A 16048-nucleotide genomic window follows, 5' to 3' on the forward strand; every position below is an offset into this window, starting at 1 on the left:
CCACCACACTTGTCAGTACCCGCTCCGGTAGACCGGAGAGCGGGGGGTCCGAAAGGAAACCGGGGAATCCCTTGAACAGCAGCAAGCACACGGAGCTGGCGAACCACGCCTGGTCCGTCGCCGACCTTCTGCGCGGCGATTACAAGCAGTCCGACTACGGAAAGGTCATCCTTCCGTTCACGGTGCTGCGCCGCCTGGAATGCGTGTTGGAGCCGACGCGGGAGAAAGTCGCGGAGGCTGTCGTCCGGTGCAAGGAACAGGACCTCGACACGGATTACTTCCTTCCGCGGGCGTCGGGCCACTCCTTCTACAACACGAGCAGCCTGACGCTGAAGAAGATCGCCGGTGACCCGGACAACGCCGCCACGAACCTCCAGATCTACATCGGCGCCTTCTCGCCCAACGCCCGCGAGGTGCTGGAGAAGTACGAGTTCGCCCAGCAGATCCGCAAGCTCGACAGCGCGAACCTGCTCTACCAGGTCATGGGGAAGTTCACGGACCTGGACCTGCGCCCCGAGGTCGTCTCCAACCACAACATGGGGTACATCTTCGAGGAGTTGATCCGTCGCTTCTCCGAGCAGTCGAACGAGACCGCGGGTGAGCACTTCACCCCGCGCGAGGTCATCAAGCTGATGGTCAGCCTGCTGATCGCCCCGGACGGCGACGCACTGAGCCTGCCGGGAGTCGTACGCACGGTCATGGACCCGGCCTGCGGCACCGGCGGCATGCTCAGCGCTGCCGAGGACTACATCAAGGCGTACAACGAGGACGCCACGGTCGAGGTGAGCGGCCAAGAACTCAACCCGGAGTCCTGGGCGATCTGCCGGTCCGACCTGATGATCAAGGGGCAGGAACCGGAGAACATCGCGTTCGGCAACTCCTTCTCGGACGACGGTCACAAGCGGGAGAAGTTCGACTACCTGCTGGCCAACCCGCCGTTCGGCGTGGAGTGGAAGAAGGTCAAGGAGGAGGTCGAGTACGAGCACAGCAACCTCGGCGACTCCGGCCGCTTCGGCGCGGGTCTGCCCCGCATCAACGACGGCTCGCTGCTCTTCCTCCAGCACATGATCTCGAAGATGAAGCCGGTGGACGTGCACGGCGGGGGCGGCTCGCGCATCGCCATCGTCTTCAACGGCTCCCCGCTCTTCACGGGTGCGGCCGGTTCGGGTGAGTCGGAGATCCGCCGCTGGATCCTGGAGAACGACTGGCTTGAGGCGATCGTCGCCCTGCCGGACCAGCTCTTCTACAACACGGGCATCTCGACGTACTTCTGGATCCTGACGAACCGCAAGGACGCCCAGCACAAGGGCAAGGTCGTCCTGCTGGACGCGCGCGACCAGTGGGTGAAGATGCGAAAGTCGCTGGGCGACAAGCGCAAGGAACTGGGCGACGGTACGGGCAGCAAGCCGAACCACATCGGCGACATCACACGCCTGTACGGGGAGGCTGTGACGGCCGCGGCGGACCCGGAACACCCGATGCACGCCAAGGTGAAGGTCTTCGACAACACGGCGTTCGGCTACCAGCGGATCACGGTGGAGCGGCCGCTGAAGCTGCGGTTCGAGCTGACGGAGGAGACGCTGGCGGCGCTGCTCGCGTCAAAGCCGGTGCAGAAGTGGGCGGAGGAGCGCTTCCTGCCGCGCGAGCCAGAGCTGGCGGCGAAGGCGAAGGCCCGCCGGAAGCTGACGGACGAGGAGCAGGCCCAGTTCCAGAAACTGGCCGACACTGAGGCGCAGGTGCTGGGCGATGCGTTGAGCCCGTTGCTGGGTAGCGAGTGGGACACCAAGTCCGAGGCGCAGGTCGCGGTACGGAACGCCATGGCGGAAGCCGGCGTCCAGGGGCCGGCGGGCGCGCCGTTCACGAAGGCGCTGCGAGAGACGGTGGGGGTGCGGGACCCGGAGGGCGAAAAGCAGCTCGTCAAGGGCGGGGAGCCGGAGCCGGACAGCGAGCTGCGGGACTTCGAGAACGTGCCGCTGGGCGAGGACACGGAGGAGTACCTGAAGCGGGAGGTACACCCACACGTGCCGGACGCATGGATTGATCACACGAAGACGAAGGTGGGGTACGAGATCCCATTTACGCGGCACTTCTATGTGTACGAGCCGCCGAGGCCGTTGGCGGAGATCGACGCGGAGTTGAAGACGCTTGAGGCTGAGATCCAGACGCTACTGGGCAAGGTGACGGAGTGACTTCCCGGACGAAGCTGAAGTACGCACTTCTCAGCACGAGCGCTGGAACTTGGGGAGAAGAACCACAGGACGATGGCGGAGTCCCCGTGCTCCGATCAACCGAGATCGACCTGAAGGGGTGGCTTGACCCGCGCAATCCGGCAGTCCGCTCCTTGCCTTGGCGCGACGCTTCGCGTACCCGGCTACTAGTAGGCGACCTGCTGGTAGTCCGCTCAAGCGGAAGTGACGCCCACCTAGGAAAGACTGGCTATGTTGATCGCGGTGCATCGGGTATGCACTTCTCGAACTTCCTGCAGCGGCTACGTTTCCCGCCTACACATAGCTCTAGATTCTCCTGGTACTTCCTCAACAGCACCGACGCTAAACAGCAGATCCGGAAGCTCAGCTCCACTACTACCGGCCTCCAGAACTTGAGCGCAGCTCTGATCGGAGAGCTCGAGATCCCGTCCTACCCATTGGATGAGCAGCGCCGAATTGCCGACTTCCTCGACGCCGAGACCGGCCGCATCGACTCTCTGAGCCACGCGAGAAATCGCCAGTTGGTCGTGCTTCGGGAACGCACGAACAGCCTGATTCTCAACACCGTGCGAGGCCAGACGGAGCCAGGTCTACGCAAGCCGAGCGGCATTAACTGGCTTGGCAACATCCCAGCAGACTGGTCGATCATGCCTGTCAGCTACCAATTCGAAGTACTCCTCGGCAAGATGCTTAACCCGGAAAGAGCCGGAGGAACGCATCCGGCCCCCTACCTAAGAAACACAAATGTGCAGTGGGATCGCATCACAACCGATGATCTACTAGAAATGAGTTTCCCACCCGAGGAACACTATCGGTACGCCTTGCACCCCGGCGATCTGCTGGTATGCGAGGGCGGGGAACCCGGTCGAGCAGCCATCTGGGACGGCCGAATGGACAAGATCTACTACCAGAAGGCCCTTCATCGAATTCGAGCCAGAGGATACACGTCGCCGCGCTGGCTCTTCTATTGCTTGCGCGCAGCTACCGCTCAGAATGTTTTCGCCATCGAGGGGAACAACACCACGATCTCCCACCTCACCGGTGAACAGTTGCGCGGATACAGGTTCCCTTTCCCGGAGCAGGAAGTTCAAGATCGCCTAGTGAGGAGTCTTGATTCACACTCACACCACCAGGAGGAGCTGGTTCAAGCCCTCCACTCGCAACTCACGCTCCTCGCCGAACGCCGCCAGGCCCTCATTACCGCCGCCGTAACCGGCCAGTTCGATGTCTCCACCGCCAGCGGCCGCAACGTCAGGGACGGAGTGCAGGCATGACCCCCATCCACAGCGAGTCCGCTTTCGGCGATGCCATCGTCGCGACCATGACCGAGCGCGGCTGGCACGAGGCGAGCCCTACGGCCTACGAGGCCGACCTCGGCCTGGACACCAACGAGCTGTTCACCTTCCTCGGTGAGAGCCAGCCCCGCGACTGGGATGAACTCCTCGCCGTCTACGGCAACGACCCCAACGCCGCCCAGCGCGGCTTCGCCCAGCGCCTGGACAAGGCCATAAGCGACGACGGTCTCCTCCACGTCCTCCGCAACGGCGTCAAGGACCGGGGTGTCCGCCTCCGCGTCGCCTACTTCAAGCCGAACCTGGTCGCCGGCGACTCCGTCCTCGACGGCTACCGCGCCAACCGCCTCACCGTCGTACGCGAACTCGTCTACGCCACCAAGCAGGCCGACTGGGGCAACAAGCTCGATCTGACGCTGTTCCTGAACGGCATCCCCGTCGCCACAGCCGAGTTGAAGAACCCGCTGACGCGGCAAGGCGTCGAGCACGCCAAGGAGCAGTACCGCACCGACCGCGACCCCACCGAGCTGATTTTCACCCGCCGGGTCATCGCCAACTTCGCGGTCGACCCGGACCTCGTCTTCGTCGCCACCCAGCTCCGGGGCAAGAACACCCGTTTCCTGCCCTTCAACACCGGCTCCAACGGTGCCGGCCTGCCCGGTGGCGCCGGAAACCCGGCCCCCACCGCGTACGGCACGTACGCCACCTCCTACCTGTGGGAGCAGGTCTGGGCGCGGGACAACTGGCTGGACCTGCTCCAGCGGTATGTGCACCAGCAGAAGACCAAGACGCCCGGTGGCGGGACCACCAAGTCGACGATCTTCCCGCGCTTCCACCAGTGGGACGTGGTCAAGAAGCTCACCACCCACGCAGCGACCTTCGGCGTGGGCCAGAACTACCTCGTGATGGCCTCCGCCGGCTCCGGCAAGTCGAACACCATCGGCTGGCTCGCCCACCGCCTGAGCGACCTCCACTCCGACACCGACCCCCGCACCCTCGACCCCGACGCGCTTTCCGCCGGCCGGATCAAGCCGGGTGCACCGGTCTTCGACAAGGTCATCGTCATCACGGACCGCCGCAACCTCGACGCCCAGCTCCGGGAGACGGTCGGCAGCTTCTCGCAGATCGAGGGCCTGGTCGTGAAGGTGGACGAGAAGCACGGTTCGAAGAGCGAGCAGCTCGCCCGTGCGCTCTCCCGTGACACGGGCAAGATCGTCACGGTCACCCTGCACTCGTTCCCGGCGCTGCTGAACTACATCCAGCAGAACCCCACCGAGATCAAGGGCACCAGCTTCGCGATCATCGTGGACGAGGCGCACTCCTCCCAGTCCGGCGACGCCGCAACCGCCGTACGTGCGGCCCTGCGCGACCTCGGTCTGGACTCCGACTCGGAGGACCAGGGCGCCACCACCGTCACGCTCGACGAGAAGCTGAAGAAGAAGGCCGCGGAGCGCTCACAGGCCGCGAACCTCTCCTACTTCGCGTTCACTGCCACCCCGAAGGCGAAGACGCTCGAACTCTTCGGCACAGAGGACACCGTGGACGGCAAGTCCGCCTACCGCCCCTTCCACACGTACTCCATGCGCCAGGCCATCGAGGAAGGGTTCATCCTCGACCCGCTGCGGAACTACGTCACGTACAACACGTACTGGAAGCTGGTGAACCAGAACCCGGACGAGCGTGAGGTGGACCCCTCGAAGGCCAACAGCCTGCTCGCCCGGTACGCGCTCACCCATGACTACACGGTCTCCCAGCATGCCCAGGTGATCGTCGAGCACTTCCTGACGCACTCCCACGGCCGGCTGGGTGGGCGTGCCAAGTCCATGGTGGTCACGTCCTCGCGGCAGTCGGCCGTGGAGATGGCACGGGCGATCAAGAGCTACATCAAGGACCGGGAGTACGACACCAAGTTCCCGGACCTGGGTGTCCTGGTGGCCTTCTCCGGATCGCTCACGATCGACGACGAAGAGACGACCGAGCCGAAGGAGAACGGCGGGATTGCCGAGAGCGCGCTGCCGAAGGCGTTCGCCTACACCCGAGCCGACGACAAGGCGGTCGGCGCGGGCGGCCGGGGCCAGCAGGAGTTCAAGATCCTGGTCGTGGCGGAGAAGTACCAGACGGGCTTCGACCAGCCGCTGCTGACGACCATGTACGTCAACAAGAAGCTGACCGGCATCTCCGCTGTGCAGACCCTCTCCCGGCTCAACCGCACCGCCGACCGCAAGAACCAGGCGGACCTCGCGGTCCTGGACTTCGCGAACGACGCCGAGGACATCCGGGACGCGTTCCGCCCGTACTTCGAGGAGGCGAACACCCTCCCCTCCGACCCGAACCTGCTCTACACCGCGCAGAGCCGGGTCATGTCGGCGCCGATCATCTCGGAGTCGGAGATGGACGAGTTCGCCGCGGCGTACTTCGCGGCGAAGGAGAAGGCGGCCGGCTCGCAGGCCAAGTGGGAGAAGCTGCACGCGGAGCTGTACCGGCTCCTCTCCCCCGCCGTCGCCCGCTTCACCCCGCTCATGGAGAGCGAGGAAGAAGACGATGTGGAGACGGCGGAGGACTTCCGCGCAGACCTCAACGACTACGTACGCAAGTACGGCTTCCTCGCGCAGATCGTCCCGTACCGCGACGCCGAGCTGGAACGGCTCCACCTCTACGGCCGCTACCTCCTCAACCGGCTCCCCCGCCGTGCGGACGGTGGCGTCGACATAGGCGAGATCGACCTCAGTCACCTGCGGGTGGAGAAGACCGGCGAGTACGACGTCTCCCTGACCCCCGAGGGGTCCGCCCAACTCCCCGGCTTCGGTGACGGCACGGGCGGCGCGGCAGAGGCGGAGAAGTCGCTGCTGTCGGAGCTGATCGAGGCGTTCAACGCAAAGTTCGGCACGGACTTCACGGAGGAGGACGTCCGGAAGCCGTTCAACAAGACCACGGAAGACCCCAAGGTCAGGGCGGCGGCCGTCGTCAACGACGAGACCAACTTCGGCAAGGTCTTCGACCGGGCCTTCGCCGACAACATGGCCGACCACATCGAGACGACCGCCGGCATAGGGCGTCAGTACTTCGGCCCAGACAAGAGCTTCCGGTCCAACCTTGACCGCAGCGCACGCCGGGCAGCGTGGCGGATGATCCGCCGCGAGGAGAACGTGGACGAGTAGGTCCCCCACGTACGGGAGGGCCCCGACGCGACGCCGGTTCGGCGTGCGATGGGGCCCTCCCGCTTACGCTCCTCAGCCGACGACGAGCCCGACGAACCCGGCCCACGCTCCGGAGCCGACCGTCAACACGGGGCCGCTGGCCTGCTTAGAGTCGCGGATGTGCACGTGGTTGGCGGCGGCGGCAAACTCCACGCACTCTCCACCGTTGCCGGTGCTGTAGTTGCTCTTACGCCAGGCGACCTCGACACACTCGCCGCCGTCGCCGGTGCTGTAACTGCTCTTGAACCACTCCAACTCTGGCGCAGTCGGTTCAGTGCGTCGAACGGTCATTTCTCTCCCAGAAGTTTCTGAACGAACTCCGAAGACTCACGTGGGGTGAGCGCCTGCGATCGGATGATGCCATAGCGGGCTTCGAGCTGGCGGACCTTCGCTTGGCCTGTGTACATACGGCTGTCACCTTGCGCTTCGGTGTAGGCAATGCGCTGCCCCTGCACCGTGTCAATGAGTGTGAACGGCCCGCCCAGTGCCCCGTGATCCTCCCTGCCAGTCGGCATCACCTGAACTTCAACGTTACGCTTCTGGCCAATGAGTAGTAGTTGTTCCAGCTGACCAAACAGCACCGCCTGTCCGCCAATAGGTCGCCGAAGCACCTCCTCATCAATGATGAAGCTCAGCAACGGAGCTGGCTGCCGGTCATAGATCGCTTGCCTCGCCAACCGACCTGAGAGCCCCCGCTCAATCGCGTCGTCGTCGAGCAAGGGGCGCCGCATCTGGAAGACAGCACGCGCGTACTCGGTAGTCTGCAACAGACCGGGGATCGCGTAGACGCCATATACGGACAGCGCTATGGCACCGGCTTCCAGCCCGGCCATGTCCCTGAAGAACGCCGGGTACTGCGATCGAGCCAGCTCCTCCTTCAACGCCACCAGCAGTCCCCCGGCGTCCAGCACGCGGTCCGCCTTGTCGATGAACTCCGGTTGCGGAACCCGCCGCCCCTGCTCGAACGAGGCCACCGACTGCGCCGCGTACCCCACCCGCTTGCCGAACTCCACCCGGTCCAGCCCCGCCCGCACTCGCAACAGCTTCAACTGCCGCCCGAACGCGACCGCAACCCCGTTCTCCGACCTGCCCTCCGAGCGTTCCCCGGCCGAGCGCTCCGCGCCCTCCTCCGTACCCACGCCCGCATCCATCTCGTCCTGCGTCATCCGCCACCGCCTGTCCCCGTACGCACACGCACCACGTCCGTCGCGCCCAACCGTCACACAACAGCCAGCACTTCACAGCTCAACCGACGGGACGACATCACCCGCGTCTGCGGCCCCCGAACCACCGCGCCCGCCTTGCCTCGTCCCGCTCGGGCACCGTAATCACCCGCTCGCACGCCTGCACAGCGTTCGCAGGCAGGTCCCTCCAAAGAGTGGGTACAAGCGGGCCGACGCTCATCCATCCCCGCCACCCCGTGGATCACCCAGCCTCTGCGGTGGCGCACCGTGTCGACCCGCGAGAGGACACCCCTCATGGCCAAGACCACACAGCTCCGCACCTACACCGTCCGCGAGGGCCTGCTGGACGAGTGGGCGCAGCGGTGGAAGGCCGAGATCCTGCCGCTGCGTCTTGAGTGGGGGTTCGCGATCGGCGGCGCCTGGGTCGACCGGGAACACAACCGGTTCGTCTGGCTGATCACCTACGAGGGCCAGGAGACGTTTGCCGAGCGCAACGCGATGTACTGGGACTCGCCGGCCCGCAAGTCGATGGACCTCGACCCGGACGTCTACCTCGTCAGCACCGAGGAGCGAACGGTGGAGGAGTGGTACTGAGCCGACGCGCGCCGTCCACGCCCCCGCCAGGAACAACGGGTGCCGTCGCCGTTCGTCCTCATCGAGGGTCCGGAAGACACGCCCCCGGGCATGGGCTTCGAGCCGGTCGTAGTCGGGGTCCGCGGACCGGTACGAGCGGCCCCGTCGAATGGCGAGGAAGCGCCCGCCGGTCGACCTTGCGATGCGGCCGTCCAGCTCCGGCGCTGCTCGCACTCGTCGCGCTGCCCCAGAGGAGGACGCGTAACCACGCAGTGGACGTACCCCGGTTCAGCAATATGCGCATGTCCGTGACGTTTCCGATGTGGGTGACCGGAACCCGCCCCGACGCTGAGGTTCCGTGAGCGAGAGGTCGTCGACCGCATATACGTTGCCGTGTTGCCGGGTCTCCACGACGATCCTGCCCTGGCGGCGCGGGCCTTCGAGCTCTTCGGCGGTGACGAACCGGTAACCTGCGGACCGGCCCGTCCCGTGCTTCAGCTTGGTGATCAACTCGAAGCGCTGATCGGTTGAGCGCAGGGCTGCCGTCACGGTGTCCTTGCCGGCGGCCGGTGGTCCGTACAGGACGATGGCGCTCACGCGCCCCCCAGCAGCCGCTGAGCGATGGACTCGACCTGCTCGGCCAGCGGACGTGACGCGCTGATCCGGTTGTCGATGACATGGTGGGCCGTCACCGGCCGCAGCTCGATGTCGATGCCGTTGGTGTACGTGGGCCAGTGCGTGAGCTTCCACGTGTCTCGTGCGGCATTACGCGAGATCAAGCGGTCCCGCATCGATTCCAGGTCGCTGTCCACCCACAGGGTCTCGAAACGGGCCCCGGCCCTGCGACACCGGCGTGCGACACGCGAAGTCCACTGCTCGTCGGCGCTCTCGGCGAGAAAGGGCGCCACCGCGACCACGGAAGTGCCGCACTCGAGGTTCTCCCAGACAACCTTCATCAGGCACTCGTACTCCAGGGGTCTGGCGTGCTCCAGATACGTAGCGCTGTGGCGGTCGTTCGGATCGCCGTCCAGGGCCGTCAGCAGTCGCTCGGTCATCGGACGGCTGATGGTGTCCTTGTCCAGCATGGCCCAACCCGTCGCCGTCGCCAGCAGCTTGCCGGCCTCGGACTTACCCGACCCGGCATACCCGGCGACGAGTGCGAGAGTGATGCTGCTCGTACCTGAAGCAGTGGTCACGCAGTCCGCCCCCCGAGAAGTCTCGAATCATCACCCACGCACCCTAGGGCCTGTCCGGTGGGTCAGGAACAGAGGCGTCCACCCCGGCTGCCGTGGGGCGCTTTAATGCCCAGGTGGTGAACTGGACGCAGATACACGACTGCTACGGGGATGTCGATCGCGTCCCCGCGCTTCTGGAAGGGGTGGAGCTCGAGGACAACGCCGAAGCATGGGAGGAACTGGGATACCGGCTGGTCCTCGAACACGACCTCGTCTTCCCCGCCGGCTTTGCCGCCCTGCCGCGCCTGGTGCGTCTCGCCGCGAGGAGCGCACGGGCGCGTGGACTGGCCGGAGCGGTCCTGCGACGCGCGGCAGGACACCACGGCTGCGACGATCTGCTGGCGGACTGCGCCGACGCGATCGCGGAGTTCCGCGAGCTGTTGGACCGGCACCTGCAATCGCGGCCGGTCGACTACCTCGCGACATTCCTCGATTCGCTCGCGGCCAAGGAGGAGTACCACTGGAGTGCCGTCCTGGGGGACTTCGCGGACGACTTCTACCATCTGGCCTGCCCCCACTGCGCCGTGGAAGTGACGATCGCCATCGGGGTCCACGGGCGCTATTCAGCGATCCGGGACTGGCACCTGGGCGACGTGGACCGTCGCGGCCTGCGGCCGGCGTCCTCCGACGAGCTCTCCGGCATCGGCCGGTGGATGCACGAGACTGCTTTCCGTGACGGGCACGAGGCCCTCGCCAACGGAATCGCCCACCTCTTCGGTAGGGCCGAATGCCCACACTGCGCCAGCGTGTTCGACATCGCGGACGAGTACACATCCGCCAACTGCCCCGTCCTGCGGTAGGCCGGGGTGAATCAGAAGCAAGCGCGGGAAGGGCTCAGGAGCGGAGCCACAGCCGGATCGCGGTGACGGTCACCGTGCCGTGGAAGACGTAAGCCCGTTTGTCGAATCGAGTGGCCACGGCGCGGAAGCCTTTGAGGGCGTTGATCGTTCGCTCGATCTCGTTCCTGCGGGCATACCGGGCTCGGTCGAAGGCGGCGGGCCGACCGCCCTTGCTGCCGCGCTTTTGCCGATGGGCCCGCTGGTCGCGGCGCTCGGGGATGGTGTGCTTGATCTGCCGACGTCGCAGATAGCGGCGGTTGCGGCGGGAGCTGTACGCCTTGTCGCCGCTGAGGTGGTCCGGCCGAGTACGAGGACGCCCGCCGGCCGGGCGCGGCACTCGGACGCGCTCCAGCACCGGGATCATCCGCGGCCCGTCGCCTGCCTGCCCCGGTGTGATCAGCACGGCCAGCGGACGCCGCCCACCTTCACCCACCAGATGAATCTTCGTGCTCAGCCCTCCCCGGGAGCGGCCCAGCCCTTCGTCGTCCCGATGATGAGAGGGCCGACTCCGCTGACCGGGGACCCGCGGAGGCTGCTTTCGTGCACCGGCCGCGTGCTGGTGCGCCCGGCAGACCGTCGAGTCCACCCCCGCCATCGTCCAGTCGAGACGGCCCTCGATATCGGCGTCGGCCTGGACGGCCCGCAAGATCCTGTCCCACGTGCCGTCCGCCGACCACCTGCGATGCCTGTCATGCACCGTCTTCCCCTTGCCGAACCGCCTCGGCAGGTCCCGCCACGGGATGCCGGTCCGTTGCCGAAAGAGAATGCCGTTGATCACCACACGGTGGCTCTTCCACCGCCCGCCCCGGCCTGCGTTCCTCGGCAGGTGCGGTTCCAGCCGGGCCCACTCCGCATCTGTCAGATCACCCCGCCCCATACGGGACGGAACGATTCACCGGTCAGCCTGTCACGCGACCCCTCGGACAGGTCCTAGGGCGGCTGTGGACGATGACCATTGCGCTTCCGGCACGGTTGGCAACCTCACGGGATACCCGCCGGGGGCCGCGCTCTTCTCTGTCAGCCCTATCCACCTCGCTGGCGAAGGGGGGCTCCGGCCGCTGTCCCTGCTGATCACGCCCGGCCAGTGGGGCGACAGCCCACAGATGATCCCCGTGCTCGAACGGATCCGGGTCAAGCGGCCAGGCGGCGGGCATCCACGTACCCGCCCCGACCACTTCGGCGGTGATAAGGCTTACAGCTCCCGCCGGAACCTGTGCTACCTGCGCCGAGGCCAGATCAAGCACACCATCCCCGAACCGAAGGACCAGCGGGCCAACCGCCGCCGCCGAGGCAGCCGAGGCGGCAGGCCTGCAGGGTTCGACAAGGAGATGTACAAGCGGCGCAACGAGGTCGAGCGCACGATCAACCAGCTCAAGCACTCCAGGGGCCGTGGCCACGCGCTACGACAAGCGCGCCTACGTCTTCACGGGCACCGTGACCTTGTCCTCGATCCGCCTGTGGCTCAAGCCCTGACGAATGGGTTCCGTCAGCGGGCTTCCAGTTCTTCGGCTCTCTTCGTGAGCTCCGCCGCGATGTCGTCCCAGTCCGGACCGTGCAGCCACAGGTTCTGCGCGGACTCCCGCAGAAGAGCCGGCTCGTCGTGCCTCTGCAGCAGTACGAGCCGATAGGCGAGGTTGCGGATCCACACCGGGAGCTGGCCGTCGACCAGGTTCGGGCAGAGCTCCCGCAGCATCGAGAGGATCGCGTCCGCGTCAGCGAACGTCAGCTCTTCCACAAAGTAGTGCTCGCGATGCTCCTGACCGCATGCCGGAGTCGGACGGAACTCGTCTCCGTAAAGACACCGGGCGTGCTCGGTCAGCGTGCTGTGCATGCGCTGCAGCTTACGACGTCATGATCCGCCAGACAGGGCCCAGCCCTGCCCTCCCCGCACCCGCATCCTCGCGCCCGTACGCAAAGGCCCGCCCCGGCTACGGCAAACGAACCGCGTCAGGGCAACGCGCACCCTGGGCCGAAGACTTCGCTCTGATGCCGGAGCGCGAGCGGTACATCGCCGGATACGTCGACCCCCTCCCCGAAGGCGCGGCGATGGACATCAAGTCGCTGGCCAAACACCTGCCCCTGTACGGCCAGATGGCCGTCTCCAGCGCCCTGAAAGCCCTTGGAGTAGCGGGGCATCTGCGGCGCGTGCGCTGCCTGGCCGGTGAGCGGGATCAGGTCCGCTGGGTGTCCCGCACCTACTGGTCCCGGACCGCGCGTGACAACGAGTGGTGGGACGCGTTCCTGACCACCGAGGGCAGCGTCCCCCCGCCCGAGGCGACACCCGCTCCCCCATCGACCGACGCCGATGCGCAGGCCCCGGTCGCTGCGTCACCCCAGAACGCGACCACGTCACCGGCTGCAACGCCCGAGCCCGCCCCGCAACAGACCGCGGTTGCCTCCGAGGCCGCCGCCGCAGGCGTGACGCACCCCGCGCCCGCACCCTCTGCCGTTCCCGAGCAGCGCGCGCACGGGGCGGCCCAGGCCGCGCACTCTCCCGCGTACCTCGCGCTCGCCCAACTCGGCCGTATGGAAGCGCGCCTGGCCCTCTCCGCAGCCGACTGCCGCGTCCTTGAGCCCCTGGCCGCCGCCTGGTTCTCACGCGGCGTGGATGCCGACTACCTCACCCAGGCCCTCACGGCGGGCCTCCCCGCCCAGGTGGACTCCCCCGTCGGCCTCGTACGCCGCCGCCTCGTCGACAAGCTGCCACCGCAGCTGACCAGCAGCACCGCCCCTGCGACGGCCGCCGTCACCAGGGGGCGCCGCCTGTTGGCGGAGTGCACCGAGTGCGGCCGTCCCGGCGCGCCCGAAGCACTGCCCGACGGCCTGTGCCGAGGCTGTCGCACCGCCGCATCGGACACCACTCCGGCAGCGCCCGCAGGTCCGCCGGCCGAACGCGATGTCCACGCGCTGGTCGCCCAGCTCCGCGAGCTGACACGACTGCCCTGACCACAGCGCCCGTCGCCGACGGTGGACGGGGACCTCAGAGGCCGCCCAGCTCGGTGGCCAGGTCCGGATCGCGCATGCCGGGGAAGGCGTAGCCCTCGGTCTCATCCCACGGGACGTCGAGGTCATCCATGTGCACGCGCCACTCCGTTCCCGGCAGAGCGCGGCGCAGCTCGGAGACGGAGCTCAGCACATGGTCGAGCACCGGCAGCACCTTGCCGGGGTCGAACGGCATCTTGGTGGAACCGGCAACGACCTCGTCCGGCCGGCTGTCGTCGCTGTCGTAGAGGTACAGGCTTTCCTGGTCCTCGTACGGGAAGGACGCCCTGTGGGCGGCGACGATCCGCTCGACAGCGGCCGTCTCGACATCCGTCAGCGGCGTGGCCCGGCTCGCGCGGTAGTAGAGGGAGACGCTCATGGTCCGAGCCTACTGAGGGGGTACGACAGTGCTGTCCGACTCCGGGCCGTCCTGTGGTGGGATGCATCGGGCCGCCCTGTGGTGGGATGGTGCTGTGAGCCGTACCGCCGAAGAGACCAACCGCCGTATGCTCCGGGCGCGGGACGCGATGGACCGCGCGTACGCGCAGCCGCTGGACGTGCCTGCCCTCGCCCGGATCGCCCATGTCTCCCCGGCCCACTTCGCCCGCACCTTCCGCGCCACCTTCGGCGAGACCCCGCACCGCTATCTCCAGCGTCGCCGCGTCGAGCGGGCGATGTTCCTGCTTCGGGAGAGCGACCGAAGCGTCACGGACATCTGTTACGAGGTCGGCTTCGGCAGCACGGGCACGTTCAGCCGCACGTTCCGCGACATCGTCGGCCGGTCGCCGAGGACCTACCGCAAGGAGTCGGCGGCCGTGGACGTCCCCACGTGCTTCACGAAGGCGTGGACGCGGCCGAGCGCCTGAGCCACCTGTCGGCACCGGCCGCCGGCTGCCGACCGCCGACCGCCGACCGCCGACCGCCGACCGGGCAGTTTTGGATAAGTTTTCTCCGGTCCCGCCGATTAGCGTGGTCCACATGTTCAACGCGATCACGCACTCACAGATCTACGTCCTCGACCAGGACCAGGCCCTCGACTTCTACGTCGGCAAGCTCGGCCTGGAGGTCAATGCCGATGTCGACATGGGCTTCATGCGCTGGCTCACGGTCAGCGTCCCCGGCCACCCCGACCGCCAGGTCCTGCTGGAGAAGCCCGGTCCTCCGGCGATGTCCGACGAGACGGCGGAGCAGGTACGCGAACTGCTGACCAAGGGGGCACTGGGCAGCGCGCTCATCCTCACCACGGACGACTGCCGCAAGACGTACGAGACACTGCTGGCCCGGGGCGTGGAGTTCACCGACGAGCCGACGGAGAGGCCGTACGGAATCGACTGCGGCCTGCGCGACCCCTTCGGCAACCACCTCCGCTTCACCCAGCCGAAGGACTGAGAACCGAAGGCGGGGGCGCTCGGACGGCGGTGGCGGTTCGCCACCGGCTCCGGCCGCGCCCGCCCCGGACGGTCGCCGCACGCTCCCCCTCCTGCGTACAGGCCGGTGCACATCACGTACAGCAGCCTGGCGACAGCGCGTCACCCCTGGTCACGCTCGGCCATGTCGCATCAACGTAGAGGCATGACCAGCAAGCAGCCACCCCTCCCCATGCGACCCGTACGCGCCGCACAACCCCGCTTCACCTGGCACCACTTCACTATGCGGTTCAGCTCGACGCCACGCGGCGCCCGCCTCGCCCGGCACCTGGCCGGCGAGCGTCTCGACGCCTGGGGCATCCCGTACGGGAGCGAGGCGCACGACACACTGACGCTGACCGTCGCGGAGCTCAGCAGCAACGCCGTGCACCACGGCCACGTATCCGGACGGGACTTCCGCCTACGCCTCACCGCCGAGGGCACAGCCATCCGCATCGAGGTCACCGACACCCGGGGCGAACGCCTCCCCACACCCGCCGAAACAGCCTCATCCGACGAGGACGGCGGCCGCGGCCTGCTCCTGGTCGCCGCCCTCACCGACCGCTGGGGCTGGTACCCCTGCGCGGACGGGCCGGGCAAGACGGTCTGGGCGGTCCTCGAAGTCTCCCGGTGCCCGGAGCGACAGGATTCCAGCCAGTAGGCAGTATCACGTTGCAAGCGCCTGCGCTTCGACTGCGACAAACTGGGCCGCATCATCGCGTGGACCGACACCACCGGCAGCCGGCACGAATACGCCTGAAGAAATAGGCTCATGTCCGACCTGACTCGATTGACCCATGAATTGATCGAATCGACGCACGAGGAGAACACCTCGAAGATCCCTGATCCCGTGCGCGATTTCATCGAAAGAATTACCTTCGCTGCACCCGAAGACATCCTCTCCGCTGTGCATGAGGTGCTGGCCAAGGACTGGATGGCGATGCCGGTATGGGCCCGCAATCTCGCTTACCGGCTTGTCTGCTTGCAGCGCCCGGATGATGCCGAACTGCTACGCGAAGCGGCAGCCGACCTGTTCTCCTTCGGCCCCGACTGGGACGACATGGCGGAAGAGCTGCGAGATCGAGCATCCCAACTGGAAAGCTGACACGAATCCACGAGGCCGGTGCCGCGCT

At 66.9% G+C, this 16048-nt stretch carries 17 protein-coding genes and 1 pseudogene; 11 read left to right on the plus strand and 7 right to left on the minus strand.

Annotation, left to right across the window (positions count from 1 at the left end; all coding sequences use genetic code 11):
- Positions 1 to 71 precede the first annotated feature (71 nt).
- The 3 genes from LWJ43_RS04195 to LWJ43_RS04205 all read left to right on the plus strand — a co-directional run bounded on the left by LWJ43_RS04195 (position 72) and on the right by LWJ43_RS04205 (position 6657).
- Positions 72 to 2189: a type I restriction-modification system subunit M gene (locus tag LWJ43_RS04195; protein ID WP_277330911.1), complete on the plus strand. Its 2118-nt coding sequence runs from the start codon at positions 72 to 74 to the stop codon at positions 2187 to 2189.
- A gap of 86 nt (positions 2190 to 2275) precedes the next feature.
- Positions 2276 to 3481 (plus strand): restriction endonuclease subunit S, encoded by a 1206-nt coding sequence (locus LWJ43_RS04200; protein WP_277330912.1) that lies wholly within the window; start codon positions 2276 to 2278, stop codon positions 3479 to 3481.
- Positions 3478 to 6657 (plus strand): type I restriction endonuclease subunit R, encoded by a 3180-nt coding sequence (locus LWJ43_RS04205; protein ID WP_277330913.1) that lies wholly within the window; start codon positions 3478 to 3480, stop codon positions 6655 to 6657. Before LWJ43_RS04200 ends, LWJ43_RS04205 begins: the two co-directional genes overlap by 4 nt.
- Before the next feature lie 72 nt (positions 6658 to 6729).
- On the opposite strand, the gene LWJ43_RS04210 is transcribed toward LWJ43_RS04205, so the two are convergent.
- Positions 6730 to 6987, minus strand: coding sequence for a DUF397 domain-containing protein (locus LWJ43_RS04210; RefSeq protein WP_277330914.1), 258 nt, complete (start codon positions 6985 to 6987; stop codon positions 6730 to 6732).
- Entirely contained in the window at positions 6984 to 7862 is an 879-nt protein-coding gene (locus LWJ43_RS04215) for a helix-turn-helix domain-containing protein (protein ID WP_277330915.1), read from the minus strand. The genes LWJ43_RS04210 and LWJ43_RS04215 overlap by 4 nt, the downstream gene beginning before the upstream one ends.
- 312 nt (positions 7863 to 8174) lie before the next feature.
- Between LWJ43_RS04215 and LWJ43_RS04220 the strand changes: the two genes are divergently transcribed.
- Positions 8175 to 8474 (plus strand): NIPSNAP family protein, encoded by a 300-nt coding sequence (locus LWJ43_RS04220; RefSeq protein WP_277330916.1) that lies wholly within the window; start codon positions 8175 to 8177, stop codon positions 8472 to 8474.
- A 267-nt stretch (positions 8475 to 8741) separates the two neighbouring features.
- On the opposite strand, the gene LWJ43_RS04225 is transcribed toward LWJ43_RS04220, so the two are convergent.
- Both LWJ43_RS04225 and LWJ43_RS04230 read right to left on the minus strand, forming a co-directional pair.
- Entirely contained in the window at positions 8742 to 9050 is a 309-nt protein-coding gene (locus tag LWJ43_RS04225) for a hypothetical protein (RefSeq protein WP_277330917.1), read from the minus strand.
- Complete coding sequence (locus LWJ43_RS04230; protein ID WP_277330918.1) at positions 9047 to 9649, minus strand: P-loop nucleotide/nucleoside kinase family protein; 603 nt, start codon at positions 9647 to 9649, stop codon at positions 9047 to 9049. The genes LWJ43_RS04225 and LWJ43_RS04230 overlap by 4 nt, the downstream gene beginning before the upstream one ends.
- 113 nt (positions 9650 to 9762) lie before the next feature.
- On the opposite strand from LWJ43_RS04230, the gene LWJ43_RS04235 reads away from it, so the two are divergent.
- Positions 9763 to 10488, plus strand: coding sequence for a hypothetical protein (locus LWJ43_RS04235; protein WP_277330919.1), 726 nt, complete (start codon positions 9763 to 9765; stop codon positions 10486 to 10488).
- A 34-nt stretch (positions 10489 to 10522) separates the two neighbouring features.
- On the opposite strand, the gene LWJ43_RS04240 is transcribed toward LWJ43_RS04235, so the two are convergent.
- The gene (locus LWJ43_RS04240) at positions 10523 to 11404 is read right to left on the minus strand and encodes an IS5 family transposase (protein ID WP_277330920.1); all 882 of its coding nucleotides are present in this window, start codon (positions 11402 to 11404) and stop codon (positions 10523 to 10525) included.
- A 148-nt stretch (positions 11405 to 11552) separates the two neighbouring features.
- On the opposite strand from LWJ43_RS04240, the pseudogene LWJ43_RS04245 reads away from it, so the two are divergent.
- Positions 11553 to 12000, plus strand: a pseudogene (locus tag LWJ43_RS04245) (transposase); the annotation flags it as partial.
- 13 nt (positions 12001 to 12013) lie between these two features.
- Here LWJ43_RS04245 and LWJ43_RS04250 read toward each other — a convergent pair.
- Positions 12014 to 12358, minus strand: a complete 345-nt coding sequence (locus LWJ43_RS04250; protein WP_277330921.1) for a hypothetical protein — start codon at positions 12356 to 12358, stop codon at positions 12014 to 12016.
- A 20-nt stretch (positions 12359 to 12378) separates the two neighbouring features.
- Between LWJ43_RS04250 and LWJ43_RS04255 the strand changes: the two genes are divergently transcribed.
- Positions 12379 to 13473 carry a MarR family transcriptional regulator gene (locus LWJ43_RS04255; protein WP_277330922.1) on the plus strand — a complete coding sequence of 365 codons (1095 nt, stop codon included), beginning with the start codon at positions 12379 to 12381 and terminating at the stop codon, positions 13471 to 13473.
- 34 nt (positions 13474 to 13507) lie between these two features.
- Here LWJ43_RS04255 and LWJ43_RS04260 read toward each other — a convergent pair whose 3' ends face one another.
- Positions 13508 to 13888 carry a hypothetical protein gene (locus tag LWJ43_RS04260; RefSeq protein WP_277330923.1) on the minus strand — a complete coding sequence of 127 codons (381 nt, stop codon included), beginning with the start codon at positions 13886 to 13888 and terminating at the stop codon, positions 13508 to 13510.
- 127 nt (positions 13889 to 14015) lie between these two features.
- Here LWJ43_RS04260 and LWJ43_RS04265 point away from each other — a divergent pair, with 127 nt between their 5' ends.
- From LWJ43_RS04265 to LWJ43_RS04280, 4 genes are all read left to right on the plus strand, one after another.
- On the plus strand, positions 14016 to 14375 hold the full coding sequence (locus LWJ43_RS04265) for a helix-turn-helix domain-containing protein (RefSeq protein ID WP_385452656.1): 360 nt from the start codon (positions 14016 to 14018) through the stop codon (positions 14373 to 14375).
- Positions 14376 to 14487: 112 nt separating this feature from the next.
- Positions 14488 to 14898 (plus strand): VOC family protein, encoded by a 411-nt coding sequence (locus tag LWJ43_RS04270; protein WP_277330925.1) that lies wholly within the window; start codon positions 14488 to 14490, stop codon positions 14896 to 14898.
- Between the two features lie 183 nt (positions 14899 to 15081).
- Positions 15082 to 15576: an ATP-binding protein gene (locus tag LWJ43_RS04275; protein ID WP_277330926.1), complete on the plus strand. Its 495-nt coding sequence runs from the start codon at positions 15082 to 15084 to the stop codon at positions 15574 to 15576.
- Positions 15577 to 15687: 111 nt separating this feature from the next.
- Positions 15688 to 16020, plus strand: coding sequence for a hypothetical protein (locus tag LWJ43_RS04280; protein ID WP_277330927.1), 333 nt, complete (start codon positions 15688 to 15690; stop codon positions 16018 to 16020).
- The last annotated feature ends 28 nt before the right edge of the window (positions 16021 to 16048 follow it).

This window comes from Streptomyces sp. JH34 (genome assembly GCF_029428875.1).
Lineage (GTDB): Bacteria > Actinomycetota > Actinomycetes > Streptomycetales > Streptomycetaceae > Streptomyces.

Coding starts and splice junctions, on each gene's coding strand:
- LWJ43_RS04220 (WP_277330916.1), top strand. CDS start 8,175: ATGGCCAAGACCACACAGCTCCGCACCTACACCGTCCGCGAGGGCCTG.
- LWJ43_RS04210 (WP_277330914.1), bottom strand. CDS start 6,987: ATGACCGTTCGACGCACTGAACCGACTGCGCCAGAGTTGGAGTGGTTC.
- LWJ43_RS04265 (WP_385452656.1), top strand. CDS start 14,016: ATGCTCCGGGCGCGGGACGCGATGGACCGCGCGTACGCGCAGCCGCTG.
- LWJ43_RS04250 (WP_277330921.1), bottom strand. CDS start 12,358: ATGCACAGCACGCTGACCGAGCACGCCCGGTGTCTTTACGGAGACGAG.
- LWJ43_RS04270 (WP_277330925.1), top strand. CDS start 14,488: ATGTTCAACGCGATCACGCACTCACAGATCTACGTCCTCGACCAGGAC.
- LWJ43_RS04280 (WP_277330927.1), top strand. CDS start 15,688: ATGTCCGACCTGACTCGATTGACCCATGAATTGATCGAATCGACGCAC.
- LWJ43_RS04205 (WP_277330913.1), top strand. CDS start 3,478: ATGACCCCCATCCACAGCGAGTCCGCTTTCGGCGATGCCATCGTCGCG.
- LWJ43_RS04215 (WP_277330915.1), bottom strand. CDS start 7,862: ATGACGCAGGACGAGATGGATGCGGGCGTGGGTACGGAGGAGGGCGCG.
- LWJ43_RS04275 (WP_277330926.1), top strand. CDS start 15,082: ATGACCAGCAAGCAGCCACCCCTCCCCATGCGACCCGTACGCGCCGCA.
- LWJ43_RS04255 (WP_277330922.1), top strand. CDS start 12,379: ATGATCCGCCAGACAGGGCCCAGCCCTGCCCTCCCCGCACCCGCATCC.
- LWJ43_RS04240 (WP_277330920.1), bottom strand. CDS start 11,404: ATGGGGCGGGGTGATCTGACAGATGCGGAGTGGGCCCGGCTGGAACCG.
- LWJ43_RS04260 (WP_277330923.1), bottom strand. CDS start 13,888: ATGAGCGTCTCCCTCTACTACCGCGCGAGCCGGGCCACGCCGCTGACG.